The organism is Gammaproteobacteria bacterium, from assembly GCA_013697705.1.
In the GTDB taxonomy this organism is placed as follows: Bacteria; Pseudomonadota; Gammaproteobacteria; order UBA6002; family UBA6002; genus UBA6002.
In genome coordinates this window covers 77,953-104,828 of record JACCWJ010000021.1, presented here as the reverse complement: position 1 = coordinate 104,828, position 26,876 = coordinate 77,953, and the positions used below count along the sequence as shown (strand labels likewise).

The 26,876-nt window shown below is 39.7% G+C and carries 28 protein-coding genes and 1 tRNA gene; 7 read left to right on the top strand and 22 right to left on the bottom strand.

What is annotated here, in order from left to right; all coding sequences use genetic code 11:
* Positions 1-31 precede the first annotated feature (31 nt).
* From H0U71_04110 to H0U71_04080, 7 genes are all read right to left on the bottom strand, one after another.
* Positions 32-1,285 carry an NADH-quinone oxidoreductase subunit D gene (locus H0U71_04110; GenBank protein MBA2654236.1) on the bottom strand — a complete coding sequence of 418 codons (1,254 nt, stop codon included), beginning with the start codon at positions 1,283-1,285 and terminating at the stop codon, positions 32-34.
* Positions 1,278-1,973, bottom strand: coding sequence for an NADH-quinone oxidoreductase subunit C (locus tag H0U71_04105; protein ID MBA2654235.1), 696 nt, complete (start codon positions 1,971-1,973; stop codon positions 1,278-1,280). The genes H0U71_04110 and H0U71_04105 overlap by 8 nt, the downstream gene beginning before the upstream one ends.
* A gap of 65 nt (positions 1,974-2,038) precedes the next feature.
* Positions 2,039-2,521 (bottom strand): NADH-quinone oxidoreductase subunit B, encoded by a 483-nt coding sequence (locus H0U71_04100; GenBank protein MBA2654234.1) that lies wholly within the window; start codon positions 2,519-2,521, stop codon positions 2,039-2,041.
* Positions 2,512-2,868 (bottom strand): NADH-quinone oxidoreductase subunit A, encoded by a 357-nt coding sequence (locus H0U71_04095; protein MBA2654233.1) that lies wholly within the window; start codon positions 2,866-2,868, stop codon positions 2,512-2,514. The genes H0U71_04100 and H0U71_04095 overlap by 10 nt, the downstream gene beginning before the upstream one ends.
* Positions 2,869-2,955: 87 nt before the next feature.
* Positions 2,956-3,040: transfer RNA gene (locus H0U71_04090), tRNA-Leu, on the bottom strand.
* A gap of 14 nt (positions 3,041-3,054) precedes the next feature.
* Positions 3,055-3,411, bottom strand: coding sequence for a preprotein translocase subunit SecG (gene secG / locus H0U71_04085; GenBank protein MBA2654232.1), 357 nt, complete (start codon positions 3,409-3,411; stop codon positions 3,055-3,057).
* Positions 3,399-4,157 (bottom strand): triose-phosphate isomerase, encoded by a 759-nt coding sequence (locus H0U71_04080; protein ID MBA2654231.1) that lies wholly within the window; start codon positions 4,155-4,157, stop codon positions 3,399-3,401. Before H0U71_04080 ends, secG begins: the two co-directional genes overlap by 13 nt.
* A gap of 158 nt (positions 4,158-4,315) precedes the next feature.
* Between H0U71_04080 and H0U71_04075 the strand changes: the two genes are divergently transcribed.
* Positions 4,316-5,038, top strand: coding sequence for a TerC family protein (locus H0U71_04075; protein MBA2654230.1), 723 nt, complete (start codon positions 4,316-4,318; stop codon positions 5,036-5,038).
* A 57-nt stretch (positions 5,039-5,095) separates the two neighbouring features.
* Here H0U71_04075 and glmM read toward each other — a convergent pair whose 3' ends face one another.
* From glmM to rlmE, 4 genes are all read right to left on the bottom strand, one after another.
* A complete protein-coding gene (gene glmM / locus H0U71_04070; GenBank protein MBA2654229.1) occupies positions 5,096-6,436 on the bottom strand; it encodes a phosphoglucosamine mutase in 1,341 nt (446 codons plus the stop codon).
* Positions 6,427-7,317, bottom strand: coding sequence for a dihydropteroate synthase (gene folP / locus H0U71_04065; GenBank protein MBA2654228.1), 891 nt, complete (start codon positions 7,315-7,317; stop codon positions 6,427-6,429). The genes glmM and folP overlap by 10 nt, the downstream gene beginning before the upstream one ends.
* A gap of 104 nt (positions 7,318-7,421) precedes the next feature.
* Entirely contained in the window at positions 7,422-9,356 is a 1,935-nt protein-coding gene (gene ftsH, locus H0U71_04060; protein MBA2654227.1) for an ATP-dependent zinc metalloprotease FtsH, read from the bottom strand.
* Between the two features lie 67 nt (positions 9,357-9,423).
* Complete coding sequence (gene rlmE / locus H0U71_04055; protein ID MBA2654226.1) at positions 9,424-10,053, bottom strand: 23S rRNA (uridine(2552)-2'-O)-methyltransferase RlmE; 630 nt, start codon at positions 10,051-10,053, stop codon at positions 9,424-9,426.
* Between the two features lie 94 nt (positions 10,054-10,147).
* Between rlmE and H0U71_04050 the strand changes: the two genes are divergently transcribed.
* A complete protein-coding gene (locus tag H0U71_04050) occupies positions 10,148-10,414 on the top strand; it encodes a YhbY family RNA-binding protein (GenBank protein MBA2654225.1) in 267 nt (88 codons plus the stop codon).
* Positions 10,411-10,704, top strand: coding sequence for a DUF503 domain-containing protein (locus H0U71_04045; protein ID MBA2654224.1), 294 nt, complete (start codon positions 10,411-10,413; stop codon positions 10,702-10,704). The genes H0U71_04050 and H0U71_04045 overlap by 4 nt, the downstream gene beginning before the upstream one ends.
* On the opposite strand, the gene rimO is transcribed toward H0U71_04045, so the two are convergent.
* Entirely contained in the window at positions 10,701-12,029 is a 1,329-nt protein-coding gene (gene rimO, locus H0U71_04040; GenBank protein ID MBA2654223.1) for a 30S ribosomal protein S12 methylthiotransferase RimO, read from the bottom strand. The genes H0U71_04045 and rimO overlap by 4 nt on opposite strands.
* 155 nt (positions 12,030-12,184) lie before the next feature.
* Here rimO and H0U71_04035 point away from each other — a divergent pair, with 155 nt between their 5' ends.
* Positions 12,185-15,541, top strand: a complete 3,357-nt coding sequence (locus tag H0U71_04035) for a CCA tRNA nucleotidyltransferase (GenBank protein MBA2654222.1) — start codon at positions 12,185-12,187, stop codon at positions 15,539-15,541.
* Positions 15,542-15,562: 21 nt separating this feature from the next.
* On the opposite strand, the gene sufT is transcribed toward H0U71_04035, so the two are convergent.
* From sufT to H0U71_03990, 9 genes are all read right to left on the bottom strand, one after another.
* Positions 15,563-16,108 carry a putative Fe-S cluster assembly protein SufT gene (gene sufT / locus H0U71_04030; protein ID MBA2654221.1) on the bottom strand — a complete coding sequence of 182 codons (546 nt, stop codon included), beginning with the start codon at positions 16,106-16,108 and terminating at the stop codon, positions 15,563-15,565.
* Positions 16,109-16,116: 8 nt separating this feature from the next.
* Positions 16,117-16,455: an iron-sulfur cluster assembly accessory protein gene (locus tag H0U71_04025; GenBank protein MBA2654220.1), complete on the bottom strand. Its 339-nt coding sequence runs from the start codon at positions 16,453-16,455 to the stop codon at positions 16,117-16,119.
* 14 nt (positions 16,456-16,469) lie between these two features.
* Positions 16,470-16,919 carry an SUF system NifU family Fe-S cluster assembly protein gene (locus tag H0U71_04020; GenBank protein ID MBA2654219.1) on the bottom strand — a complete coding sequence of 150 codons (450 nt, stop codon included), beginning with the start codon at positions 16,917-16,919 and terminating at the stop codon, positions 16,470-16,472.
* Positions 16,919-18,187, bottom strand: a complete 1,269-nt coding sequence (locus H0U71_04015) for a cysteine desulfurase (protein ID MBA2654218.1) — start codon at positions 18,185-18,187, stop codon at positions 16,919-16,921. Before H0U71_04015 ends, H0U71_04020 begins: the two co-directional genes overlap by 1 nt.
* Positions 18,184-19,494 carry a Fe-S cluster assembly protein SufD gene (gene sufD / locus H0U71_04010; GenBank protein MBA2654217.1) on the bottom strand — a complete coding sequence of 437 codons (1,311 nt, stop codon included), beginning with the start codon at positions 19,492-19,494 and terminating at the stop codon, positions 18,184-18,186. Before sufD ends, H0U71_04015 begins: the two co-directional genes overlap by 4 nt.
* Positions 19,491-20,258 (bottom strand): Fe-S cluster assembly ATPase SufC, encoded by a 768-nt coding sequence (sufC, locus tag H0U71_04005; GenBank protein ID MBA2654216.1) that lies wholly within the window; start codon positions 20,256-20,258, stop codon positions 19,491-19,493. The genes sufD and sufC overlap by 4 nt, the downstream gene beginning before the upstream one ends.
* Before the next feature lie 46 nt (positions 20,259-20,304).
* A complete protein-coding gene (sufB, locus tag H0U71_04000; protein ID MBA2654215.1) occupies positions 20,305-21,756 on the bottom strand; it encodes a Fe-S cluster assembly protein SufB in 1,452 nt (483 codons plus the stop codon).
* Positions 21,757-21,771: 15 nt separating this feature from the next.
* Positions 21,772-22,221, bottom strand: coding sequence for an SUF system Fe-S cluster assembly regulator (locus tag H0U71_03995; GenBank protein ID MBA2654214.1), 450 nt, complete (start codon positions 22,219-22,221; stop codon positions 21,772-21,774).
* Positions 22,222-22,477: 256 nt separating this feature from the next.
* Positions 22,478-22,981, bottom strand: coding sequence for an FKBP-type peptidyl-prolyl cis-trans isomerase (locus tag H0U71_03990; GenBank protein MBA2654213.1), 504 nt, complete (start codon positions 22,979-22,981; stop codon positions 22,478-22,480).
* Between the two features lie 178 nt (positions 22,982-23,159).
* Between H0U71_03990 and H0U71_03985 the strand changes: the two genes are divergently transcribed.
* From H0U71_03985 to H0U71_03975, 3 genes are read left to right on the top strand one after another with little or no spacing between them, the layout of a single operon-like run.
* On the top strand, positions 23,160-23,579 hold the full coding sequence (locus tag H0U71_03985) for an SRPBCC domain-containing protein (GenBank protein MBA2654212.1): 420 nt from the start codon (positions 23,160-23,162) through the stop codon (positions 23,577-23,579).
* Between the two features lie 16 nt (positions 23,580-23,595).
* The gene (gene trpS, locus H0U71_03980; protein ID MBA2654211.1) at positions 23,596-24,633 is read left to right on the top strand and encodes a tryptophan--tRNA ligase; all 1,038 of its coding nucleotides are present in this window, start codon (positions 23,596-23,598) and stop codon (positions 24,631-24,633) included.
* Positions 24,626-26,035: an exodeoxyribonuclease I gene (locus tag H0U71_03975; GenBank protein ID MBA2654210.1), complete on the top strand. Its 1,410-nt coding sequence runs from the start codon at positions 24,626-24,628 to the stop codon at positions 26,033-26,035. Before trpS ends, H0U71_03975 begins: the two co-directional genes overlap by 8 nt.
* Here H0U71_03975 and H0U71_03970 read toward each other — a convergent pair.
* Positions 26,010-26,756, bottom strand: coding sequence for a hypothetical protein (locus H0U71_03970; protein ID MBA2654209.1), 747 nt, complete (start codon positions 26,754-26,756; stop codon positions 26,010-26,012). The two genes, H0U71_03975 and H0U71_03970, sit on opposite strands and share 26 nt — an antisense overlap.
* Positions 26,757-26,876 lie beyond the last annotated feature (120 nt).

Sequence of the window (26,876 nt, the reverse complement as noted above, 5' to 3'; positions counted from 1 at the left end):
TCAGGCTCAATCAATGTGTCATTCATCCTAGCTACCTATCTATTTCGCCAAAAACGACGTCGATACTGGAGAGAATTGCTGACAAATCAGCAATCATATGCCCACGAGTCATTTCATCTAGGGCTGCCAAGTGCGCAAAACTTGCAGCTCGAATTTTTAGACGGTAGGGCTTATTCGCCCCATCGGAAATTAAATAAACCCCGAATTCACCTTTCGGATGTTCGATGGCAGCGTATGCCTCACCCTCTGGAATAACATATCCTTCGGTGAATAATTTAAAATGGTGAATCATTGCTTCCATATCCCGCTTCATGATCTGTCTGGGAGGAGGAATAATTTTTTGATCTTGCACTAATATGGGACCCGGATTGTGTCTCAACCACTCCACACATTGGCGCACAATTTTGTTCGATTGACGCATTTCTTCAATTCGCACCAAATATCTATCGTAACAGTCACCATTTTTTCCAATGGGAATACCAAAGTCTAAATCATCATAAACTGCATAGGGCTGTTTGCGGCGCAAATCCCACTCAACGCCAGAGCCTCGCAGCATTGGGCCACTAAAGCCTAATTGCAAAGCCCGCTCTGGGGAAACCACACCAATTCCTACGGTGCGTTGTTTCCAAATACGGTTATCCGTAAGCAAAGTCTCATATTCGTCCACTAGATGAGGGAAACGATCTGTAAAATTCCAGATAAAATCTAATAAGTTGCCCTGACGCGGAGCATTTAATCGTTCGATATCTTTTTGGGTGCGGAATTTTGATTTTTTATATTGCGGCATTGTCTCCGGTAAATCACTTTTGACACCTCCGGGTCTATAGTAGGTAGCGTGCATCCTCGCTCCTGAAACCGCTTCGTAACAATCCATTAAATCTTCACGTTCCCGAAAGCAATACAAAAATACCGTCATCGCCCCAATATCAAGGGCATGCCCGCCCAACCAGAGTAAATGATTTAAAATACGGGTGATTTCATCAAACATTACCCGAATATATTGCGCTCGACGTGGCGCCGTGATGCCCAACAGCTTCTCCATTGCGAGAACATAGCCATGTTCATTACACATCATTGATACGTAATCTAAGCGATCCATATATCCAATGGATTGAGAATAAACTTTGGACTCGACTAGTTTTTCTGTGGCTCTATGCAATAACCCTATATGCGGATCAGCACGCACAATCACTTCGCCTTCTAATTCAAGTACCAACCGAAGTACACCGTGGGCTGAAGGATGCTGGGGCCCAAAATTTAAAGTGTAATTTTGGATTTCAGCCATGCGAGACGCCCTCTTCTTCTGTAATGATATAACGATGATCTTCGCGTATTACTTTAGGCACCAAGGTTCGGGGAATTATACTTACCGGTTCGTAGATACAACGTTGGGCGGTAGCATCATAGCGCATTTCCACATTACCAATAAGGGGGAAATCTTTACGAAAGGGATGTCCAATAAATCCATAATCTGTCAATAAGCGCCGAAGATCGGGATGATCTTTAAAAAGAATACCGTATAAATCGAAAGCTTCACGCTCATACCAATCAGCCGAATTCCAAACGTCAATCACCGAATCAACTATAGGATAATCATTGTCCACATAGACTCTCACAGAGAGACGGTGATTATTTTTTATTGACAATAAATGATAGACAACAGCAAAGCGACTTTTCGGTTTTAATTCTTCAGGCATAGATTCCGGCTTGGACAAAACCCCGCGACTAAAGCCAGAGAGAGTGGCTGATTCTTTCTCCCACTCATCAAAACCATAGGCGCTGTAATCAACGCCGCATAAATCCATGAGCATATCGAAACCGAAAAAAGCATTATCTCGCAATTCATAACAAATTGGACGAATATCTTCGGCTGGTATTTCAATTGTTAATTCATCTGCAATGATAAAATAGCGTGAAATCTTTTCAGCAAAAGTATTCTGTAAATGTTCTAATAATGTTGATATTTCAGCCATTTGCTTGCACTGTCCTCAAGTCGTATAGCCAGCATCCACTTGCCAGCCGATGGATGGATGGATATTTATTTTCTTTTTAATACTCTTTGATTGCGTATTTTATTTTGTAGTTGTATGACGCCATAAAGAAGGGCTTCAGCAGTAGGAGGGCATCCTGGCACATAGATATCCACGGGAACTATACGATCACAACCTCGCACTACCGAATAGGAATAATGGTAGTAGCCCCCCCCATTAGCGCAAGAACCCATTGATATCACCCAACGAGGTTCGGCCATTTGATCATAAATTTTTCTTAATGCGGGAGCCATTTTGTTGCAAAGAGTCCCTGCTACAATCATGACGTCTGATTGTCTTGGGCTGGGTCGTAATATCGTACCAAATCTATCTAAATCATAGCGAGATGCGGCTGAGTGCATCATTTCGACTGCACAGCACGCTAAACCAAAAGTTACAGGCCAAAGAGACCCGGTACGCGCCCAGTCTAATAATTTATCCACAGAGGTGGTAACAAAACCCTGCTGCTCTAATGAAGACATCATTCCCATTCCAGCGCACCTTTTTTCCACTCATATATAAATCCAACGATTAATACGCCTAAAAAGACCAACATGGCAGCAAATCCAAACCAGCCAATTTTACGTAAAACCACGGCCCAGGGAAATAAAAAAGCAGTTTCAAGATCAAAAATGATAAAGAGGATAGCAACTAAATAATAACGAACGTCGAATGGCATGCGCGCATCCTCGAAAGCATCGAAGCCACATTCATACTGAGAAAGTTTTGCTTTACTGGGATTATTTGGAGCGATCACTGCTCCTAAAACCATAGGAGCCAGTCCGAAGAAGATTCCAACAGCGATAAAAATAATTATGGGTAAATAGTTCTCTATCATACACGCCTTATATAAAGCTAAGCTTCCTTGAGTGATTACCTTAGCGCCTAGATCCTAGCGCTCTGCTATCTGAATTGCACATAAATTTGGTGCCGTTGGTCGGACTCGAACCGACACGGCTTTCGCCACTGCCCCCTCAAGACAGCGTGTCTACCAGTTCCACCACAACGGCAATAATTTTTATTTTTAATTGTTAGGCTTTTCTTGTGACTTGCTTGGTAACTCTTGTTTGTTATTCGTTGAGTTAACAGGCGCACTTTGCTGAACAGGAGCTTCGGTCAAGTCTAATATATCAGTTTGCTTAGCTCCCCCTTTAGAAACCATATAATTCAAAGCTAAGGTGGTGCAAAAAAACACTACCGCCAAGCCTGCGACGAGTTTTACCATGAAGGGGGTAGATCCTTGGGCTCCAAACATAGTGCCGGATGCACTTGCCCCGAAAGCAGCTCCCATTTCAGAGCCCTTACCGCGCTGAACTAGAACAAGCACTACGAGTGCTACAGCCACCAATACATGTAAGATCATTACTATTAACAGTTGCATAATTTAGCTATTTCCAAAAATTCTTTTGCATTTAAAGAAGCGCCCCCAATCAATCCTCCATCGATATCTGGCATCGAAAAAAGAGCGGCGGCATTGTTAGTCTTTACACTGCCACCATATAGAATACACACTTTTTCTGCAAGGGTTTTATCAAAAATTGTGACTTCCTGACGTATAAAATCATGTACTTCTTGCGCTTGTTCGGGGGTCGCCGTAAGGCCTGTTCCAATTGCCCAAACTGGCTCGTAAGCTATCACAGCATTTTGAAAAATAGTCAGGCCCTCTTCGCTCCTGAGTAAAGACGACAGCTGTTCTTTGATAACCTCAAAGGTAAGATTGGCCTCGCGCTGCTTTTGGGTTTCACCTACACATAATATGGGAGTTATGCCCTTTTTCCCTGCACAGATGAATTTTTCTGCTACAAATTCATTACTCTCACCTAAAATATGTCTCCGCTCTGAATGCCCAACCAGCACATAATCACAATGCAATTCTTGCAACATGGAAACTGAAATTTCTCCAGTATAAGCGCCTTCTATTGCTGGGTAGACATTTTGGGCACCCCATTTGATTTTAGATCCCTTAAGCAGATGATTCGCCTCTCCTAAGAATACAAAGGGAGGAAAAACAACTAGTTCTACACCCGGAATTCCATCAGAATTTTGTTTTATTTCTGACAATAAATCTCTGGCAAACGATTTATTGCCATACATCTTCCAATTTCCCGCAACGATTTTTTTTCGCATTTTGACCCCCAGCCATGATGGCGGGCATTGTATCTAAGTTAATGATATAGGACAATAATTAATTGGTTATGTTATGCCATAGAAGACGGCATTATACCTAGACCTACCCTATCCTTATGTTTACAATCTACTAATATAACAATCCATGAGAATGATAAATGGACTTTGCTACATTCACCCACAATGCTGTCAGTTTGGTGACTTTGACCTTCTTAGAGATTGTACTCGGGGTAGACAATCTAGTATTTTTGTCGATTGCTAGCGCGAAGCTGCCCAAGCCACAACAAAAACTGGCACGTAGACTCGGGTTGCTTTTTGCACTTGTGACACGATTAATTCTTCTCGCATCAGTGGTATGGCTAGTTCATTTAAAAGAACCTCTCTTCACTATTTTCAACAAATCCTTTTCCACCCGAGACCTGTTACTGAGCTTAGGCGGTATTTTCTTGCTTTATAAGGCGACTCAAGAAATACATAGCGAAATGGAACCCAAAGATCTTTCTCCTGCCAAACGGGTTTATTCAAAAGTTTTTTCTGTCATTGTTCAGATTGGTGTGCTTGATATTATTTTTTCATTAGATAGCGTCTTCACGGCGGTAGGCTTAACAGATCAATATTGGATTATGGCAGTCGCGATTTGTATTGCCATTCTCACCATGATTTTCCTTAGTGAGCCATTGAGCGCAGTGGTTCATGATCATCCCACCATCAAAATGCTCGCCCTTAGTTTTCTGTTGTTAATTGGGGCGATATTGGTTGCAGATGGATTTGGTTACCATGTTCCGCGAGAATATATTTATTTCGCAATTTTTTTCTCTATATTTGTGGAACTGCTCAATACCCTGGTAAAAAACCGAAGAGAAAAGAAACCTAAAAAGTAAGGTAACTATTTAGAATTTGGCAGGAACGTTCTGATTTAGGTCAACTGTAATAATAAATTAAGCACACTCACGCTGGACCATCGCGGCGAGTTCTTTTGCTAAAACATGTACCATTTGTTTTTGCTCGCCCTCAACCATCACTCTGACAACGGGCTCAGTTCCGGAAGGTCTAAGCAATACTCGCCCCTGCTTACCTAATTGTTTCTCAATATCTTTCACCATGCGCTTAATAAGTGCTGATTTCAGCGCTCGATCAGCATTAGACGTACTGATATTGATAAGTACCTGCGGGTATTTAACCATACCCAATTTCAAATCATGTAAGGTTTGGCCTGTTTTACACATTGCACTCAATACTTGCAGAGCGGAAATGATGCCATCTCCCGTGGTCGTTAATCCTAGATTAACAATATGACCAGACGGTTCGCCGCCCACCAACCATGAATTCTTAGCCAGTTCAGCTAAGATATAACGGTCACCCACCTTAGTTCTTTTGAAGGGAATATTCATTCGTTTCAGAGCTACTTCAAGACCAAGATTGCTCATTGCAGTGCCTACCACTCCCCCTCGGAATGTTTTACTAGCAATTAGGTTGTTAACCATAATGTAGACTTCTTCATCTCCATCTACGACTTCACCTTTATGATCGACCATAATTACTCGATCACCATCGCCATCAAAAGCAATACCCACATCAGCACTCTCAGTGACTACAATTTTTTGTAATAATTCTGGCTGAGTGGAACCACCCTGTTCATTAATATTAAATCCATCAGGATGAGTGCCAATTTCAATCACATCGGCCCCTAATTCACGAAAAACATGAGGAGCAATGTGATAAGTAGCTCCATTAGCGCAGTCTACAACTATTTTTAGACCCGCTAGGTTGACTTGCTGTGAAACAGTACTTTTGCAAAATTCAATATAACGCCCGGGAGCATCTACAATCCTAGCCGCTTTTCCGAGCCCTGCAGAGTCCATTGTGATCATGGGTTTATCTAACTGATTTTCAATAGCAAGCTCAACAGAATCCGGTAATTTTGTTCCCTGATTTGAAAATAATTTGATGCCATTATCATGATAAGGATTATGCGATGCACTAATGACAATTCCTGCTTCCGCCCGTAATGTACGGGTAAGATAAGCAATAGCCGGGGTTGGCATTGGACCCAGCAGGTGAATATTCATACCTGCAGAAGAAAGCCCCGCTTCTAAAGCTGATTCCAACATATAACCAGAAATTCGCGTATCTTTACCAATTAATACCTTGCCGGTTTTTTTCTTGCCCAGAATTGACCCAATTGCCCAACCCAGCTTGAGAACAAAGCTTGGATTTATCTGGGCATCTCCCACCCGGCCTCTAATTCCATCGGTACCAAAATATTTTCTTACTGCCATTCCAAAGTTCCCTGCACTAAAACTGCCTCAGCGATCTTCAAAGCTTCTGCAGTAGGTTTTATATCATGTGTTCGAATAATTGATGCCCCATGAATGGTAGCAATTATATGCGCCGCTAGACTACCATATAAACGCTCTTCCACAGGCAACGATAACAGTTCCCCAACACTGGCCTTTCGTGATAATCCCACCAAAATGGGTAGACCCAGTTTTTTAAATTGGTGTAGATTCTGTAGCAAGGTCATATTATGGTCAGTGGTTTTGCCAAAACCAAATCCCGGATCAATAATAATTCTGTTACGATCTAACCCTGCATTAAGACAGCGACGCACCCTTTCATGTAAAAATTCCCCTACGTCTTGCACAACATTACTATAAGCCGGCTGATCCTGCATCGTTTGAGGAACCCCCTGCATGTGCATCAAACATATCGCGACATTATTATCTAGCAACTCTTCTAAAGCACCCGGACTTTGCAAGGCATAAATGTCATTTATGATATGGACTCCTTGCTTAATAGCCTCTCGGATAACTAAGGGCTTATAAGTATCTACCGAAATTAAAATATCAAACCGGTATTTGATAGCAATCAACATCTCCATGAGACGTTCAATTTCTTCTTGTAATGAAATGGATTTAGAGTAAGGGCGGGAGGATTCTGCACCAATATCGATAATATCAGCGCCTTGCTCGATCATAGTTTCTACATGGCTCAAGGCAAGCTCTTTAGTTAAGAACTTGCCCCCATCATAAAAGGAATCGGGAGTGATATTTAAAATTGCCATTATCCGGGGACTGGCAAGTGTTAAAACTTTATTGGCACATTGCACAAAAGGACTTGAAACTTCACTAGCCCTAGAAAGAGTGTTCACACGAGTCATCTCATTAGTCGTAACTATTCTATAATTTTGAAAGTATCTAACGTTCAGTTTTCCCTGAAATTCAGCCAAAAAAGACTTTCGCCTTTAGAAGCTGAATATTACCGTTAGTCATTAACAGGATCGGCCTGAGGACCAATGAAACCATCTAATTTAGATTCATGATTATCTTTAATGAGATCTTTTTTCTTTTTAGAAGGCTTCTTTTTTGAATCCGTATCATCATCTATCCAATCAGCAGGCGCCTCTGGTTGCTTACCTTCCATTACATCAGCAATTTGATGTTCGTCTATTGTTTCGTACTTGATAAGCGCTTCCGCCATTAAATGGAGTTTATCCACATTGTCACGCAATATTTGTTCTGCTTTCTTATAGTTTCTATCAATCACTGCTCTTACTTCTTCATCAATAATGTTGGCAGTATTGTCAGAAACTTCTTTTCGTGGTGTTACGGATCGTCCTAAGAAAATTTCGCCTTCTTCTTCGCCATAAGTCAATGGACCCAGCTTGTCAGACAAGCCCCATTTTGTAACCATATTCCGAGCAATTTCTGTGGCTCTTTCTATATCATTGGCAGCCCCGGTAGTGACTTTATCCATGCCAAAAATGATTACTTCTGCAATTCTACCCCCGAACAATCCTGCAATTTGCGATTCCAGACGCAGACGAGAATAGCTGTAGCGATCTTCTTCAGGAAGGAACATGGTGACACCTAATGCTCTGCCCCGAGGAATAATGCTCACCTTGTAAACAGGATCATGATCTTGCACCAATATACCCACAATAGCATGTCCCGCTTCATGGTAGGCGGTGAGACGTTTTTCTTCTTCATTCATCACCATGGATCGTCGTTCTGCGCCCATAAGAATTTTATCTTTGGCTTTTTCAAGCTCAGTCATTCCTACGACACGTCGATTCGCTCTCGCAGCAAATAAAGCAGCTTCATTAATTAAGTTAGCAAGGTCGGCACCTGAAAAACCAGGGGTACCACGTGCAATCTTAGAAACATGCACATCACTATTCATCGGAACTTTACGCAAATGCACTTTGAGGATCATTTCACGGCCTCGTACATCCGGTAATGGAACGACCACTTGTCGGTCAAATCGGCCGGGACGCAATAACGCAGGGTCCAATACATCTGGACGGTTAGTGGCTGCCATTACAATGACGCCTTCCTTACCTTCGAAACCATCCATTTCCACTAGTAATTGGTTTAGGGTTTGCTCTCGCTCATCGTGACCACCGCCTAAACCTGCGCCGCGATGACGACCTACTGCATCGATTTCATCGATAAAAATAATACAGGGAGCATGTTTTTTAGCTTGCTCAAACATATCTCTAACACGTGACGCACCCACACCGACAAACATCTCCACAAAATCTGAACCAGAAATGGTAAAGAAGGGTACTTTTGCCTCGCCAGCTACTGCCTTGGCTAATAAAGTTTTACCTGTACCGGGTGAGCCTACTAACAAAACACCGCAAGGAATTTTGCCGCCCAGTTTTTGAAACTTTCCTGGATCTCGTAAGAAATCAACAAGTTCCTTAACTTCTTCCTTGGCTTCTTCAACACCTGCCACATCAGCAAAGGTGACCTTAACTTGATCTTCAGTAAGCATACGAGCACGGCTTCGCCCAAAGGCCATGGGGCCACTTCTACCCCCACCCTGCATTTGACGCATAAAGAAAATCCAAACCGCTATTAATAGTAGCATTGGAAACCAATTGATGAAGATACGCATCAATAGACCTTGTTGATCAGGTGCCTTACCCTTTATATCAACCTCTTTTTTCATGAGGTCGCCTAATAAATTTTGATCTTCCATAGGCATATAGGTAGTGAATTGGCTGTTATTCTTTAATGTCCCTTGGATGTTTCGATCATCAATAGTAACGCTCTTGACGTCACCCTTGTTTACAGTTTGCATGAATTCTGAATAGCTATATTTTTGAGCCACTTCTCGACGTGGTCCAAAATTACTAAATACAGAAATTAAAATCACTGCAATGACTAACCACAATAATAAATTCTTAATCATAAAATTAACCTACGACTCAATTCTCGGCCACCTTGAAGCGGCTTTCCAGTATTGTAAATTTTTATCATCAAAGGACTACTCCTTTAAATCCCCTTGCTAATAAATAAACCTCTTTCGACCTTGGTCGTGATGCTTGAGGCTTTCTAATTTGAACTTTAGTATATTCTTGACGTATTGCCCTCAAATAGCTATCGAATCCCTCGCCTTGAAATACTTTTACTAAAAACGCTCCCCCCACCTTCAATACGTTTTTGGCGAACTCTGCAGCGAGTTCTGCCAGATACATCGCCCTCGGTTGATCCACTTCAGGCATACCACTAATATTAGGTGCAATATCCGAAATAACAAGATCAATTTTGCGATTATCGATCATATTCAATAATTTTTCAAAAACTTCTGGGTCTGTAAAGTCCCCTTGTACAAACTGAACATTGGGTACATCAGCCATTGGAAGGATATCCATGGCAAATACCTGTCCCTTAGGGCCAACCATCTTACTCGCAATTTCTGACCAACTACCCGGAGCCGCCCCTAAGTCAACTATTATCATGCCGGACGTAATTAATCGATCTTTCTCTTGGATCTCTAATAACTTGAAGGCCGCCCTAGATCGATAGCCTTTTTGCTGCGCAAGTTTAACATAAGGGTCATCAAAATGCTCTTTTAGCCACCGCCTACTGCTTTTCGATTTAGTCATTTTAGTCTCTATTTAATTGACTCGGTCTGATTTCTTGCTACGCTTCGTTATATTAGGTATGTGCTTATTATTAATATTGTGACAGGATTATTCAATGAAACAAAAAATGAGAGAACTCGCCGCGCAAGTTCATAAGCTAAAACCCGTCATTTTGATCGGTAATAAGGGGCTAACCGATGCAGTGCAATCAGAGATAAATGCTGCTCTAGAACATCATGAATTAATCAAAATTCGCATTGCTGGAGGTGACCGTGATTACAGAGAAGAAATCATACGCCAAGTTTGTGCTTCACAACAGGCTATTTTGATAAAAAGAATTGGTCACATTTTTGCCATATATCGCAAAAAGAAAGATGAATGAATGTAGGGATAATTAAATTTACTATTCGGATGCCTGCCAATCAAAGCTTGAAAGATAAACGCAAGGTTGTCCATTCACTCTGCCAAAAATTGCGCAACACTTTCGGTATTTCGGTGGCCGAAGTGGAAAGCAATGATAATTTAAAAATTGGCGTAATAGGCATCAGTTTCGTCAGTAATAGCACCCAGATTTTAGATCAAATTGTTGCGCAAATTCTGAGCTATTTACGAGAGCATTCGGGTGATTTCGTCTTGGTCGATTTCCAACAGGATATTATCGCTGGATTTTAATCTTCATCCGATGCTATCTCAGCATAAAGATCATATTCATCCGCATCGGTTATTCTGACTTTTATAAAATCCCCCACCTTTAACTTAGGATTTAAGTCTAAAAATACCTTGCCATCAATTTCTGGGGCATCCCCTTTACTGCGCGCGATAACTCCCTCACTATCAATTTCATCAATTAATACGGTTTGGATAGAATCAATTTTTTCTTCCAACAAATCGGCACTAATACGACTTTGTATTTCCATAAATCTTTGCCATCGTTCTGTTTTCACTTCTTCATCTATGGCACCCGCAATTTCATTCGCTTTTGCGCCTTCAACAGGAGAATATTTAAAACAACCCACTTTATTGAGACGAGCCTCAACGAGGAATTCCAATAATTCATTAAACTCTTCCTCAGTTTCCCCGGGGAAACCAACGATGAAGGTACTGCGAATACTCAACTCCGGACAAATTGATCGCCATTTTTTAATCCGCTCAAGATTGTTTTGAGAATTTGCAGGGCGCTTCATGGCCTTAAGAATCCGAGGGCTAGCATGTTGAAAAGGGACATCGAGGTAGGGAAGAATCTTCTCTTCTGCCATCAAAGGAATAATATTATCAACATGAGGGTAAGGGTAAACATAATGTAAACGAATCCACGCGCCTAATTCACCCAGCCCCTTTGCAAGATCTGTAATGTGAGTATTGAACTTTTTATCCCTCCAAACATCTTCTCGATACTTAGTATCTACTCCATAAGCGCTCGTATCTTGTGAAATCACCAGCAGTTCTTTCACACCCGCATTAACTAATATTTCAGCTTCTTTTAAAACTTGACCTATAGGACGGCTAACTAAGTCGCCTCGCATAGAAGGAATAATGCAAAAGGTACACCGATGATTACAACCTTCTGAGATTTTTAAATAAGCATAATGACGAGGCGTAAGCTTTATACCTTGAGGCGGCAATAAACTAACAAAAGGGTCTCGATTAGGAGGGGCATGCTTGTGAATTGCACTCACAACTTCTTCATAGGCATGGGGTCCGGAAACATGGAGGATTTCTGGATATTTCTCAAGAATCCGCTCTTTGCGCGCCCCGAGACATCCTGTAACGATAACTTTACCATTTTCATTCAGCGCTTCACCTATCGCATCTAAGGACTCCTCCACAGCGGCTTCGATAAAACCACAGGTATTTACCACAACAAGATCGGCTTGCGGATAGGTCGGGACAATTTCATAGCCATCAGCCCTAAGCTGCGTTAAAATTCGTTCAGAGTCTACTAATGCTTTTGGACAACCTAAACTTACAAAGCCTATTTTAGGATTAGCTATTACCATTGTTAATTCTCGTCTCAATATAAATTTCATAACACAAGATTGTGCTGATAAATAAAATTGGGTAGTTTAATTCTTTTCAGACTTTTTGTAACCTATTCGTTCAAGATATAGCCCACTGGCCGCTATCAAATTAAAAAAACAATAATGAGAGCACCATGTCACAAACACAAGATGAAGCAACTCTACTTTTCAAGCAATCTACCTCTTTTCTAGATGAAAAACTCGATCTCTTACTCAAAATTGGCCAACGCATAGAACTAGAAGCCATATCATTAATCAGGGAGGTCAACTCTCCTTTGACGAAGGAGAAGTCACTAGATAGTGAACAGACACTGAAAATGAGGACGCAATTGAATAGCTTTTATGAGCTAGTAAGAGAAGTTAAAGCGATGATAGTTTCATTAGGAGTCGCAATAGAAGTCAATCTAATTAAGCTCTATAGATTGCAGTTACTAAACGCTTTTAGTTTGTTTTTTTTCTATAATCAACTTCTCAATAATCTAGGCAAAAAATATTTCCCCCAAAATTGGTTAGAGATCAATCAAGAAATCATTAACCACTATCCTACTTTTGCCACACAAATTCATGAAAATAAAAAGTCGGAATTATATTTTTGTCAAACAGTGATTGTAATGTTACAAGAAATAACGGGTAACTGTTTGCTTTTAGCGGATAAAGAAGGGAGAAAACGCCTAAATAGCACTATTCGTATTTTTCATGATTTCATTCAAAATACTACAAATAATCTTATGAAAGCCCATTGTTACCTTTATCTTTTCTTGCTGGACAATGAGAATTATATAAGAAAAATCATAGAAGACATACACTCAGAAAGTCTCGACCACGAAAATTTTTACTATTCAAAGATACTGCCACTAGTTGAGGATAAACTCAGCAATTCCGATGCACAACTGCTGCACTATTATGCTTGCGCAACATCTTTTTTTAACCAAATATACTATGCCAATCATAAGAAATTTGTCACTCTCGATCCTAAGAGCGCAAAGAAATTCCAGTGCAAAATATTTTTCCCTAAAAGCAACTTTAATCGCAATGTTAATCATCACCATGTAATGCTTATTTTTATAAGAAAAATAATTTCAGAATCAAAGATTGAGCTTGCGTTGAAATTTGTAGACTCTTTAGCAAATAAAAATGGCGGGTTGTCTATTAATTCAATTTTTCAGCTTGCAGAAATCCGATGGTACTTGTTAAAACTCTACAAACACTGTTTAGGCAATTGCGATACTTTTATTGTAACAGTTTTAGATCAAAATTGTAGCCCAAAGAACCAAATTTATTATGACTATTTGTTACTAAGAAAAGAGATTTTGTCGTTACAACTAGAAATTGATTCGAAAAAAATTACTGACAAAGATAATTTAAACGTACATACATTAAGCCTCTTAGATGCCACTATCTGTGAGCTAAAAAATCGTGAAAACGACATTGAGGCAAGCGAGCGAAGTTTTCAGGCAGCGCTCCTTGCTAAGGATACCAAATTAAATAAAGGTAGGAACAAAAAATTAAAAGACCAAAAGGTGAAAGACGAATATCAAAATTACAAAAAAAATCAAAGCAATTCAACCAATGAAAATAACTCCATTGAAAAATTGCTCGAGAAGGCAAATCAACTACTTTCCCAAGGTAATTACGAAAGCGCTATAGATCTCTATCAACTTTTACTTGACTCGCACTCTGACGAGACAAGTGTATATTATTTAAAAATTAATATGGGGCTGGGCAATGCCCACAAAAAACTCAGCAATAAAGAAATAGGCGCCGATAAAAAATACCTCCTCAAAGAAGCATTGAACTATTTTCGACATGTAATAGAAGCAATTGATAACGCTCCACCAATATCAAATAATGAATCATTAACCTTGGAGCACAAAACACTTCATGACATGGCAAAGAACTTATCAGCAAAAATTGAAGCTACTGCAGCAAAAATAGCAACACTTATTCCGCAAGATAAAACTAATCCACTTATTATAAAAAAAGAGATTCCGTTACCTGAATCTTTTAATAAAATACGAAAATTACTCGAGCAACAGGGATATATACTTATTATTGTCGGGGGATATATTAGAGATTTCCTGCTAAACGAACATTCCTTTGATATAGATACTTTAGTATTCCCAGCAACATTACCCGCCCCCGAGGCAACGCTGCACAATATACTTGGATCCGTGCAAACATTATTTCCTGATGCGGAATTAAGAAGCAAAAATTTCCCCAACATTTATATTGAAGAAGATTCCACCATAATTGAATTATCAATTTCGAAAGAAATTTACTTCTTTCAAAAGGAGAAAAAATTTTCGGAAATTCAAATGCAGATACTCTATAGAGATGGGAAAAATAGGGATACGACAGAAAATGCTATTTATTATGATCCACGCACACATGAGCTCATCGATTTTTTTGGCGGCATAAAAGATATAGAAGAAGATTTTGAATTACATACAATTCAACCTCCCGAATTAAGCTTCACAGAAGATCCTGCACGTGTTTTTAGGATGATACGCTCTATTGTTTACCGCACAATGAAGCATCCAACGTTGCATTATAGTGCTTTAATTAACATCGCACTGCAGAATCATGCGCGAAACTTAAGAACACTTAATAAGGATAAATGTTTCAGTGAAATTCACAAGACGATTTTTGGTGGCCGAGCATTAGCCACATGGCAACTAGCAACCAACCTCGGTATTGAAAATGATCTTTTTCTGTTGCCTTCAGAACCACAAAACCGTTTTAAACACTCTATTTTAGTAAAATTGGTTTTATCGGGACTAGACGATCGAATAAACTCACGAGCTAAATTTTACAGTGAAGCATTAATCTTCGCAGCCCTCTTATGGGGAGTGTTTCAAGAACGATTAGAAAATATTTTGCATAGTAACCAAGCCGGGAATATTGCCAACAAAACACAGCAATTAGTTGGGGCTACCCTTTATAACAATGACTTGATATTTCGCATACCCGCTCAATTAGGCAAAAAAATATCTTTGCTGTGGCTTTTGTATTTATCTTATAGAAAAATAGTCCCGATAAATGATTTGGTTTATTACCAACAGGACTTCCGCATGATGGTGGTGTTCTCTCGCTTGATCACTCACTCGTTATGCCTGGCGCCCGAAGAAAAAGTTACAGCTTTACTTAAATCCACAAGGCAGGGATTTTTTACCTATCGCAATACAGAAATGATCGCAAAGGAACTTATAAAGGAAAATAAGCTAATTTTAACTAAAGAAAATAGAACGTTCTATATAGCCTTTGAAGATTCAAGTCAAATACTTGCGTCGAGAGATAAGCAGACCCTGTTAAAAAATCTTCAAAAAAATATTCAGTCTACTTTAGGAAAATATCCGATTACTTATGAGGTAGGAGACAATGAGCTCCTGATCTTTACTAAATCAGTTTTGAAACACCAGTCTATCGTATCATTGATGGATTTTTTGTTCACAGAACCCAGTGATAATTTGGAGAGGGACTATAAAATTTAACTATCGTGCATCGAATTGGGTTTAATAAAACATTCCCAGTTCGAGCTTTGCAGCTTCGGACATCAGGCTATGATCCCAGGGGGGATCAAATACAATATCAATTTCAGCTTCAACAACATGGGGTACACATTCAACTTTTGCTTTTACTTCAGCAGCAATGGTTGGACCCATGCCACATCCTGGCGCTGTGAGCGTCATTTTTATGATTACCCGATGACACTTTGCAGAAATTTCAATAATTGAGCAATCATAAATCAGCCCTAAATCAACGATATTGACCGGTATTTCTGGATCATAACAGGTGCGCATCTGAGTCCAGATAAGATCTTCTAGCGTAGAAGTTTCCAGAGCATCTTCAGACAATTGCATTTGAACTGGTTTTCCCAGAGCATCCGCATCTTTACTATCAATTCTCGCTAAATTGCCATAAATATTAACGGTGAATGATCCACCCAATGATTGGGTTATAGTCGCTTCGGTGCCTCTTTGTAAAAAAATTCGTGCCCCGGAAGGAATTAACAGCGCATCTACGTCACGATTTAAAGTAATTATCTCATTTTCATGCATGTGATGTACTACTCATCTAATAAATTAAAGCTTTCGCCACAACCGCATTGGTTTGCAGCATTAGGATTATGAAAAATTAATTTTGATTGGCCAAGACCTTGATCAATGTAATCAATAAGTGTGCCTTGCAAAATATTCACTGCTTCTTTTTCAACGAAAATACTAAGATTCTCTATCTGGAAATGCAGATCTTGCTCCTTCCCTTCCTGAACTATATTGGGTACATAAGCATACCCCGAACAACCGGTTTTTTTAACCGCCAGACGAAAACCCGCGGCATGTTGCTGCTCTACGCTTTTTTTAATATGCGCAACTGCATTGGGGGTAAGTGTCACAACTTGGTTCATAATTTCACCTCTCATTACTCTGTGCTGATACATTGGGGGTTATTTTCCAATGCACCCATAAGGGTATGCCAAGCTAATGTGGCACATTTTACTCTGGCCGGAAATTCTAAAACACCTTTTAAAACCTCAAGTTTGCCTAGATGTGAAAAATCTTTATTTTCGGCACTTTCAGTTACCATCTCGTGGAACCTCAAAAAAATTTCCTTGATCTCTTCGCTTGATTTTCCCTTTAAAAAATCTGTCATGAGAGAAGCAGAAGCCATTGAAATAGCACAACCACTTCCCTGAAAAGTAATTTCATCCACGACATCAGCCTTCAACTTGATATAGAAAGTTAGTCTATCGCCACATAATGGATTGAAACCTTCTTTTATACGATGCGCATCTACGAGTACTGAAAAATTTCGCGGTCTTCTCCCGTGGTCAAGAATAAGTGACTGATAAAGCTCACGCAGCATTGTCATTAGTTAAACAACCTTTTTAATCTTAATAATGCAGCCACTAAGGCGTCTATTTCTTCCAAAGTATTATAAATTCCAAACGAAGCGCGCGCAGTAGCAGCAATATTAAATCTAGTCATTAATGGCATAGCACAATGGTGACCTGCACGTATTGCAATGCCCTCATGATCTAAAACAGTTCCAATATCATGGGGATGAATATCATCTATGACGAATGAAATCACCGCTGCTTTTTGTTGGGCGCGGCCAATAATTCTAAGACCTTCAATGGCTGTTAAAGATTCGGTGGCATACTGAAGCAACTTATCTTCATAACGTGACACCGCAGCCATGGTAAGTCGATTTAGGTAATCGATTGCGGCACCCAATCCAATTACTCCGGCGATATTAGGTGTACCTGCCTCAAATTTATGCGGAAGTTTATTATAGCTCGTTTTTTCAAAACTCACTTCAGCGATCATATCACCCCCACCTTCATAAGGAGGTAGACGATCAAGCCATTTCGTTTTTCCGTATAAAACACCAATTCCCGTAGGGCCATACATTTTATGACTAGAAAACACATAAAAATCGCAATCTAATTTTTGAACATCTATTTGCATGTGCGGAGCCGCTTGTGCTCCATCGAGCAAAACCGGAACATTATGTTGGTGCGCTATCTCCACTATTTTTGCTACCGGATTAATTGTGCCTATGGCGTTGGAAACATGTGCTACTGAGACTATTTTTGTCTTTTCGGTAAATAATTCCATATAAGCTGTTATATCTAACTCGCCTAGATCCGTAATGGGAATTACTTTTAGCTTAGCTCCCACTTGCTCGCAAACTAACTGCCAAGGAACAATATTAGAATGATGCTCCATTGCACTTATGATAATTTCGTCACCCGCTTTTAACTCAGAGCGAGCAAAGGTTTGTGCAATTAAGTTTATACTTTCTGTCGCGCCACGCGTAAAAATTATTTCATGAGTATATTCTGCGTTAATAAATTGTTTAACTTGCTCGCGAGCGGCTTCGAAACTTTCGGTAGCTCGTACGCTCAAAGTATGAACACCACGATGGATATTGGCATTATCCCAGTGATAATAATGCGACATAGCCTCTAAAACAGTATTAGGCTTTTGCGTGGTCGCCGCATTGTCGAGATATACTAATGGGTGCTGATTAATTTTTTGATTTAAGATGGGGAAATCATGCCTAACCATTGCTACATTGAGACATTTTTCTTCTTTCGAATAAGCTAACTCTTTTTCTATTACTGCTTTTGTCATGAGATTAATTCATCCCATTTGTGTTCAATCAGTTTATGTATTTTGTCGGCTATAGACGCATGAGTAATTGCGTTGACGTTTTCACGCACAAAAGCTAATAATAATAATTGATGCGCTTTATCGGCCGAAATTCCTCGCGAACGCAGATAAAACAGCATTTCTTTATCTAGGGTACTTATAGTTGCTCCATGCCGACACTTAACATCATCAGAATAAATTTCCAATTCAGGCTTAGTATTTACTTCAGCATCAGGCGCTAAAAGGAGATTTTTATTCTGTAAATTTGCTATAGCTTGTTTGATTTTTTTGGTCACACTAATTTTACCGTTAAATACAGCACGTGATTTAGCGGCGATCACTCCTTTGAATACTTCATCACTGGTAGTATGGCTTGCTAAATGATTGATAAAAGTATGTATATCAATATGCTGCTTATCTAAAGGAAGATATAGCCCTGCCAACTGTAACGAAGCACCTTCTTCATGCAAATTACAGCAGATATCTTCTCGAGCCAACTGACCGCCTAAACTATAACTGTATTCAGATACCCTGCTGTTTTTATATTGTGACAATAAAGTGTTACTAACATGAAATGATTTTGTATTCTGATTCTGGAGCTTAATATGCTCGACGTGGGATTCTGTATTGACTTGCAACTGAGTAACCACATTTGAGGTATAGCTCTCTTGAACAAGGCTTTGATATTCTTCAAAGAATGTTACATTCGCACGCTCTTCTGCAACAATAATATTCCTGATATGTTGCACTCTATTCACAGAATGAGATCCTGCGAGATAAAGAACATGAATGGGTTTTGTAATAACACAATTTGCTGGGGCATAAATAAAAACCCCATCTTGTATATAGGCAGTATTTAAATTCAAAAAAGCCGAACTATTCGATTCTGGAGCGATATACTTTTGAACAAGATCTTTATGTTGTTCGATTGCAGCGGCCAAATTCATGATAATAAATTTTTCATTGCATGGTGTTACAGATAATTCCGCAGAAAAAAATCCATCTATAAAAACTAGACGATAGTGGGCGCCGGTCATGAAAAAATGTTCGCAATCATCGAGTCTATTTAATTCTGAACTAGGCTGAGTAAGCTCAAATGACTGCTCTGCCAAAGGCATAATATTGGTATATTTCCACTGTTCGTGACGAATATTGGGAAAGCCTTGATCTAAGAAAGTAGCAAACTGCTGAGTTCTAAGTGTTTGCAACCAATCCTTTGGTTTAGCTTCAAATTGTGCCTGCCAAGATTTTTGATATTTCTGTAATAGAGGATCATTAACTATCATCATGCTGTAACAGCCTCTTTTACGAGTTGATTCTCAATCCACCCGTACCCTTTTTCTTCCAACTCTAAAGCTAATTCTTTACCACCAGATTTAACTATTTTTCCATGCGCCAACACATGAACATAGTCGGGAACAATATAATCTAATAAACGTTGATAGTGGGTGACCACGACGAATGAAGTTGTTGCGCTTCTCAGGCTATTAACACCCTTAGCAACGGTTTGTAAGGCATCAATATCTAAACCCGAGTCAGTTTCATCCAGTACGGCTAAACAGGGTTGTAATAGCAACATCTGCAAAATTTCATTGCGTTTTTTCTCGCCCCCGGAAAAACCGGCATTCACGCAACGATTCAAAAAAGCTTCACTCATATCTAATTCTTTTATTTTCTTTTTGATGACCTGTAAAAAATCAACTGCGTCGAGCTCACTCTCGCCCTTCGTTTGGCGTATGCTATTAATTGCCGCTTTCATGAAATACATATTATTGACGCCTGGTATTTCAATGGGATATTGAAAGGCCAAAAATAAACCTGCTGCTGCACGTTCTTCTGGAGACATCTCCAATAATAATTGATCTTGGAATTTCACAGTGCCTTTAGTCACCGCATAGCCATCACGGCCTGCCAAAACATTGGCCAGGGTACTTTTGCCGGAACCATTTGGCCCCATAATTGCGTGCACTTCGCCCGGTCTAACAGTTAAATTAATTCCTCGTAAAACGTCTTTTTGCTGCACGCTTGCGTGTAAATTTTCGATCTTTAGCATTCTTAAAGCCTCTTAATTTTTCTCGTTACAGAACAAGAAACTACTATTATCCGACACTGCCTTCTAGGCTTACTTCTAATAACTTCTGGGCCTCCACTGCAAACTCCAGAGGTAGTTCTTTAAATACCTCCTTGCAAAATCCATTTACAATAAGAGAAATTGCATTTTCGGTACTGATACCTCTTTGTTGGCAATAAAATAATTGGTCTTCACCAATCTTAGAAGTAGAAGCTTCGTGCTCAATGTGAGCTGAATTATTTTTAACTTCTATATAAGGGAAGGTATGGGCACCACAAAGATCTCCCAACAAAAGAGAATCACACTGAGTGAAGTTACGTGCATTTTCAGCCATTGGAGTGACGCGCACTAACCCTCTATAGGTATTCTGGGCTTTCCCCGCAGAGATACCCTTTGAAATAATGGTACTACTCGTATTTTTGCCAATGTGGATCATCTTGGTTCCAGTATCAGCTTGTTGATAATTGTTGGTTAATGCTACCGAATAAAATTCACCTATCGAGTTGTCACCTTGCAAGATTACACTAGGGTATTTCCAGGTAATAGCAGAACCTGTTTCAATTTGGGTCCAAGAAATCTTTGAATCTTTACCCTTACAAAGACCGCGCTTAGTAACGAAGTTGTAAATTCCGCCCTTTCCTTCCTTGTCGCCGGGATACCAATTTTGTACTGTAGAATATTTAATCTTGGCATTTTCATGGGCGACGAGCTCAACCACTGCAGCATGCAATTGATTTTCGTCTCGCATGGGCGCTGTGCACCCCTCAAGATAACTCACACAACTTCCTTCATCAGCGATGATTAAAGTTCGCTCAAATTGTCCGGTATTAGCCGCATTAATTCTAAAATACGTTGATAATTCCATCGGACAACGCACGCCCTTTGGTATATACACAAAAGATCCGTCACTAAAAACAGCTGAATTTAACGCTGCAAAAAAATTGTCTCGATAAGGAACTACCGTCCCAAGATATTTTTTTATTAGATCGGGGTAGGTGTGGACTGCTTCTGAAAACGAGCAAAAAATAACCCCTGCTTCTGCTAGTTTGTCTTTAAATGTCGTGGCAACAGAGACGCTATCAAAAACAGCATCAACCGCTACACCCGCTAATTTCCCATATTCATGCAAAGGAATACCTAATTTTTTATAAGTTTCCAACAAGGCTGGATCTACTTCATCCAAGCTTTGGGGACCGTCTTTTTGCGATCTAGGAGCCGAGTAATAAACAATACTTTGATAATCTATCTCTGGAAACGAAACATGTGCCCAGTGAGGAGAACGCATAGTTAACCAGTGGCGATAAGCCTGTAATCGCCACTCTAATAAAAAAGCGGGTTCATTTTTTTTATTTGAAATAGCGATAATGGTTTGCTCAGATAATCCCGCAGCAATAGCATCACTTTCAATCTCAGTGATAAAACCATGTTCGTATTTTTTATTAACAACTTCATCTAGAAAGTTGACTTCATTTGATGTCATTTTTACCTACTTAACTTACCGTTGCTCAAATTGGATACCTTGGACGATGGTCGGGTGCAGATTGATTGGCTTCATCATATCTGCCAAGGTAAGACTGTTTAATGCTAAAAAAACCACCTTATTTATCAAGTGCCAGTTATCTCTCACACCACAAATACCCTCATGAGGACATTTTTTTGCGATGGCGGTGCACTCTGTCAATGCTGGCTGGCCATCGAGTGCTGTAATAATTTCCGCGACTGTAATGTGTTCCGATGGGCGGGAAAGTCGGTATCCCCCTCCTGATCCTCTTACTGAGCTGACCAAATCTGCAGAAACTAACATCTTTAATATTTTACTAGTGGTTGGGAGTGCAAGATGAACTTTATGGGCAATTTCATGACACTTATGCGTGATTTCTGGATCATTCGCCAGACAATTCATAATTACCGTACCATAATCAGCCAACTTGCTAATGCGCAGCATAATATCAAACCAATGAAATTTTTAATATGGTACCAAAATTGTACAGATTAGCAATCTTATCTGTAGCATTGAAGTTATTGGGAGGGGGCTCATAACTACAGCAGCATCTAAATTACAGATTGGCTAGAACGTTCAGTTTCGCGTGGAATTTCAATGAAAAATGCAAAGAAAAAGCGGAGCATACACAAGTATGTGAGCAGTTTTCTTTGCATTTTTCATTGAAATTCCACCGAAAATGGACGTTCGCCTCTAGTGGCTAATCAGCCACTTCTACGCTGATGAGATGTACATAGTAGACAAGTGTTTGATTCGGGCCTACTAATTTGGGAATCCCCTTTTCACCAAACGCTAACTGAGGGGGGACATAGATGACCCAAACGGACCCTGGGAGCATCATCTTTAATGCTTGTTGTAGGCCAGGAATTCCCTGGGAAACTTGAAGTTTGATGGGTTTGTTTTGAGCATGGGTATTATCAAATACTCGACCATCAATGTATTGGCCCTGATAATAAAGTGTTACCCAGTCAGATGGAGAGGGGTAAACGCCTAAACCGTCTTGCAGAATCGCAAATTGCAGTCCATTAGGAAGTGAATGAATCCCTGGCTTTAATTTATTTTTGGCTAAAAATAGTCTGCCTACTTCTGCATTTATAGAGGGATTAGTCGGGGCGATAACCCTTTCCTGGGGTTTGGGATGGCAAGATTGTAATGAAAAACAAAGAATAGGTATTACTAAAAGTAACATGAGGTAGCGATACATAGAGCTCTCCATAGCCAACCTATAGTGGACTGCCGTTTCTAGCGCGGCTTACGCAGAGAATAGTAACGTTTATCCGCGCAAGTTGTAAACTTTTAATATTCGGGCCTACCAACTAGATGCGAACCTCGGCATTAATATGCTATATATACGCCCTGAAAAAATTTGAGGCGATTTTATCATGGCAGATATACTACACCAGTTATCTATCCGTACGTCACCAACCCAAGTTTACCATGCTTTGACTGACCAAAAAGGGCTTTCTAATTGGTGGACACGCGATTCAATCGCTGAAGTAATGATTAACTCAATAGCTCAATTTACCTTCGACCATGGCAGAACGATTGTTCGAATGAAGGTCATAAAATTAATGCCCAATCGAAATGTTGTTTGGCACTGCATGAATGGTTTCCCCGAATGGGAAGATACTCAATTATCTTTTGATATTGAAGCAACACGCGAAGGGACAACGCTTCATTTTGCTCATCGTGGCTGGAGACGTATTACCGGCAATTATCCAAAATACAATTTTGAATGGGCAAAATACTTAGTAAGTTTACGTAACTATCTTGAAAAAGGTAAAGGCTTTCCAGCACGATAATTTCTTGGAGACAAAAATGAAAAAAGTTTTGTTTAGCGGTATTCAGCCATCAGGCAACCTCATGATAGGCAATTATATTGGAGCCATTAAACACTGGGTTAATTTACAAAATGAATTCCAAAGTTATTTTGCATTAGTGGATTTACATACCATTACTGTTAAACAAGATCCTAATAGTTTGCGAAATCGGTGTTATGATTTTCTCGCGCTCTATATTGCCTGCGGCATCGATCCGGAAAAAAATGTTATTTTTGTACAATCTCACGTGCCAGCTCATGCAGAACTGGCTTGGATATTAAACTGTTTCACCTATATGGGTGAGCTGAATAGAATGACCCAGTTCAAGGATAAATCAGCACGCTATACAAGTAATATCAATGTAGGCTTATACGATTATCCTGTGCTTATGGCGGCTGATATATTGCTTTATGATACCAACCTCGTACCGGTAGGCCATGATCAAAAACAACATTTAGAACTCACACGCGATCTTGCCATTCGCTTTAATAATATTTACGGCGATGTGTTTGCCATTCCAGAACCTTATATTCCTCCTTTAGGAGGCAGAATAATGGGACTGCAGGAACCATTGAAAAAAATGTCTAAATCAGATGAGAATGAACATAACTATATTGCTTTACTGGATTCTCCTGATCTGATACGCAAAAAAATGCAACGCGCCGTAACTGATTCAGGACGTGAAATTAAGATGGACCCTGAAAAACCAGGTGTTTCTAATCTTTTAACGTTGCTTTCTGCTATAACGAATGTCTCCATAGAAAATCTTGAACTACGTTATCAACATGAAGGTTATGGCACTTTTAAAAAGGAAGTTGCAGAAGCCATCATTGATTTCTTGAGTCCCATTCAAGAAAAATTTCATCAACTTCGTAATGATGAAAAAAAAATGCATCAGATATTACGCGAGGGAGCTGCCTTAGCAAATAAAAAATCGAAGCAAACCTTGAGCAAAGTTCAGGATTGTTTAGGCTTAATACCCACACAATTACACTCTCAAGCAACAGATAAAAGCATTTTTAATATTAGTGAGTAGCATGGAAAGGACTTATTTATTTTACGACATTGAGACGACAGGGCTCAATAAAGCCTTTGATCAAGTAGTACAATTTGCGGCTATACGTACCGATCAACAATTGAATGAACTCGAACGCTATGAATATTTCATTCGACTTAATCCTGATGTGATTCCCTCGCCCCAGGCGTTTATCACACACCGCCTTTCTCTCACCCAGCTTGAACAAGGCATGGACGAATTCCAAGCGATGAAAATCATTCATGACCTAGTTAATACACCCGGCACTACCAGTATTGGCTATAACTCACTCGGTTTCGATGATGAATTTCTGCGGTTTTCTTTTTATAGAAATTTACTGCCGCCCTACACTCATCAATATTCAAATCAATGTTCAAGAATGGATTTATATCCTATGACTGTGATGTATTTTCTATTCAAAAATGATTTGCTTAAATGGCCAGAAAATAATTTAAAGCTAGAAAATATATCTCAATTAAATGCGTTGGGAAGCGGCATGGCTCACAATGCGATGGTAGATGTGGCTGCCACCTTAAATTTAGCAAAGTGTTTCCAACAAGATGTAAAAACATGGGAATACCTTGCTGGTTACTTTGATAAAACGATTGATTTGCAGCGTTGTCATCAAGTCGCGAATGACCCTATGGGAATTATGATTGACGGTAAATTCGGCGCTAATCAGCAATATCAAGCAGCAGTGATTCCGTTAGGTTTACATAATCATTATAAAAATCAATTCGTATGGCTACGAATTGATAATGAAAATATTATGCAAGCAAGTAGCGAAGATTTTCTCAACCACACGAGGACAATCAATAAAAAAATAGGTGAGCCTGCATGGGTGCTGCCGCTAAAAGATCGTTTTCGCCATAACTACTTACTTGAAAATCGACAAAAAATAGAAACCACGTTTTCGTGGTTAGAAAAAAACGCCTCACTAGTCGAGAAGGTAAAACAGCATTATTGTAATTATAAATACCCTCTCATTCCCTCATTAGACGTTGACGCAAGCTTGTATCAAGCTGGTTTTCTTTCTATTCAAGATCAAGAAGTGTGCAGAAAAATTCATCTTGCTGCCCCTGAAAACAAGGGTAAATTTTTGACGTCGTTATCGCAAAATCATTTAAAAGAAATTCTGATAAGAATTATGGGGCGCCATTTCCCAAATTATCTGAATCATGAGCAAAAAGAACTATTCCAAAACCACCTAGACACCCTGAAATTTCAGGGTGACGGTGGGGGGCATGATTATCGTGGTCAAAAACGTTTTACTGCTGAAAATGCCCTGCAAGAAATAACAACCCTCGCCTCACAATCGCTGGACGAACAACAACAAACTATTTTGCATGAGCTGAAGCAATATCTCAAAAATAAATTTAATCTGGTTGACGATTGCCCTTAGGACTAAGCGCTTTGGCAGTTGCTTCGCAGAGGGTAGCATCCAAGCTTCTCTTTAACTCGCTAACACTCACTGTAGGTTGATCTTTTAAAAGCTGGGACATTGCTTTTTGTAACCTCGCCGTATCTGAGTCGGTCCAGGCCGGGCAGGCTAAAATAGTCTGTAATAATTTAATGGAGCGCTCTCGAACCTCCGGATACACTACCGTATTCTTCATTACGTAATAAATAGTAGTGGTTAATTTATTTTTATGTCGTTGTTCGAGCGCAGAGTTTAAAAACTCTGACATTTTCTGTATGTAGTCATCAATATTTTGACTATATTTATTGGACAACAGCACATAGCTTAAATCAGGCAGCGCGTGATATTCATTTAATTCAAAGCATATACTCAGGTAAGTAGTGGCAGTTGATTGATTCACACTAGCTGCTGCACGCAATATTCGATTGTAGAGATAATGGGGTAGTTTTTTGGAACTATTTCCTAAAGAGTGTTTAATCAAATTAATAGCATCGTCATTTGTTCGGTCCACCACCCGCCCATCAAGAATAGCAGCAGCAAAACACTCACTTATCGTTAATTTCTGGGAAGAATCTCCCTTAGCCATAATCAATTTAATAGCATCTAAGAGATTTTGGGGTAGCGGGGTTTTTGCATTAGCAAGTTCGTGGTTTAAAAAATAGTTAACCACTTCATCAAAAGACTGTTCTATCGTTTCCTGCATGTTTCACCCTGTTTTTGTTATTAACTTTAATTGCCTTGTACTACTCAACGTCGGGACGACCCTGGCTAAACACTTACCTTTATTTTTAATAAAACGAAACAAGGCAATCCTTAGGAATTG